Origin of the sequence: Falsiroseomonas oryzae (genome assembly GCF_027856955.1) — a bacterium.
Lineage (GTDB): Bacteria > Pseudomonadota > Alphaproteobacteria > Acetobacterales > Acetobacteraceae > Falsiroseomonas > Falsiroseomonas oryzae.
Map to the genome: position 1 here is coordinate 1 of NZ_JAPSMD010000783.1, position 1,368 is coordinate 1,368.

2 protein-coding genes are annotated in these 1,368 nt (G+C 76.3%); both read right to left on the reverse strand.

Translation table 11 applies throughout. The features are described from left to right. Positions 1–734, reverse strand: a 734-nt coding sequence (locus OZN99_RS31640) for a hypothetical protein (RefSeq protein WP_408611992.1), incomplete at its 3' end; no start/stop codon positions are given. A 102-nt stretch (positions 735–836) separates the two neighbouring features. After that, a partial coding sequence (locus OZN99_RS31645) for a hypothetical protein (protein ID WP_270939157.1) occupies positions 837–1,368 on the reverse strand: 532 nt, incomplete at its 5' end.

Here is a 1,368-nt window from a genome sequence, read left to right on the forward strand (position 1 = left end):
ATGGCGCCCTGGTCGGACATCGGGTCGCCGGCGATGCTGCCGGTCGCGCCGGTGCCGGCCGTGCGCATGTCGTGCATCGTGTCGCGCCGCGTCGCCGCATACGCGGCGGCATGCGGCACGCCGGCGCGGCCATCCTGCCCGGCGGTGGCGAACCCCGTGCCGGGCCGGTGCGTCGCAGAGGAACGGGCGAAGCGCGCCAGCGCGAAGCCGGTCAGGGCGGCGGCGCCGAAGAAGGCCAGAGGCTGTCGCCGCGCCATGTCCTCCACGCCGCGCAGCATCTCGCCAGGGCTGCGGTCGCGCAGCGACTGCGCCAGGCGATCGATGGCGCCGGCGGCATCGTGCACGGTGCGGGCGAGCTGCGGGCTGTCGCCCTGCAACTCGTCGGCCGCGCGATGGATGGCGCGCGCGATGCCGCTGGCCTGCTGCACGCCGGTGCGCACGCCCTCCTGCGCCATCTCCTCGGCGCGGCTGCGCGCCGTGTCCAGGACGGCCGCACCCTCGCGCTTCACCGTCTCGGCTGCCGCGCGGGCCTCGGCGGCGACGGTGGAGGCGGCTTCGCTGGCTGCCTGACGTGCCCCCTCAGCCGTGCTGCGCAGGTCCTCGCCCGCCTGGCGGAGATCCCGCTTCGCCTCGCTGCCGCTGGCGCGCAGATCCTCCCGCGCCTCGCGCAGCCCCGTCGGGCCGCTCGGATCCAGCCGTGGCTGCGCCGTGGTCCTGTCCGTGGGATCGCTCATGCTGCTTCCCGCTCCTCGCATTGCCGGGCGCGCCGCCCGGAAGGGGGCGGCGACGTCGCGACCACAACGGCGGGTCGCGCCCAGCGTTCCGGGCGCGGTCGATCAGCTCAGCGGTCGTGTTCCGCGCGCGGTCGCCACGGCGGCGACCAGGCGTCGGGCACGGGCGGTCCAGGCTTCGGCCTCTGCGCTGGCGAGACCGGCGCTTCCGGCGGCGCGGCTGGCGAGTTCGGGCAGCACCTCGAGCAGGGCGGCGACCAGGGCGCGGTCATGCGGCGTGACCAGGGCCGCCAGCGCCTCCTCCGCGCCGTCGTTCTCCAGCCGCCAGAACGGGCCGTAGCTGTCGCTGCGGCCGGCCGGCCAGGAATCGAACATCTGCGGCCAGCCTGCCATCTCCCGGAACTCCAGCCCCACCGTCCCGCGGCGGTCGAACATCTTGAGCCGGATCTGCCGCCACAGCCCGCCGCCGGAGACCAGCCCGGAGACGCCGATATCAAGGTGGCGGTAGCTGCCATCCGCATTCACCAGGTGCTGGTTCAGGCGGATCTCCTGGAAGCCGGTGGCGCCCGGCGGTGCGGCGGGGGCGGAGGCCGGCGCGGGGGCGGCGGGCGCGGCCTGGGTGCCGCTCGGGCCGGCG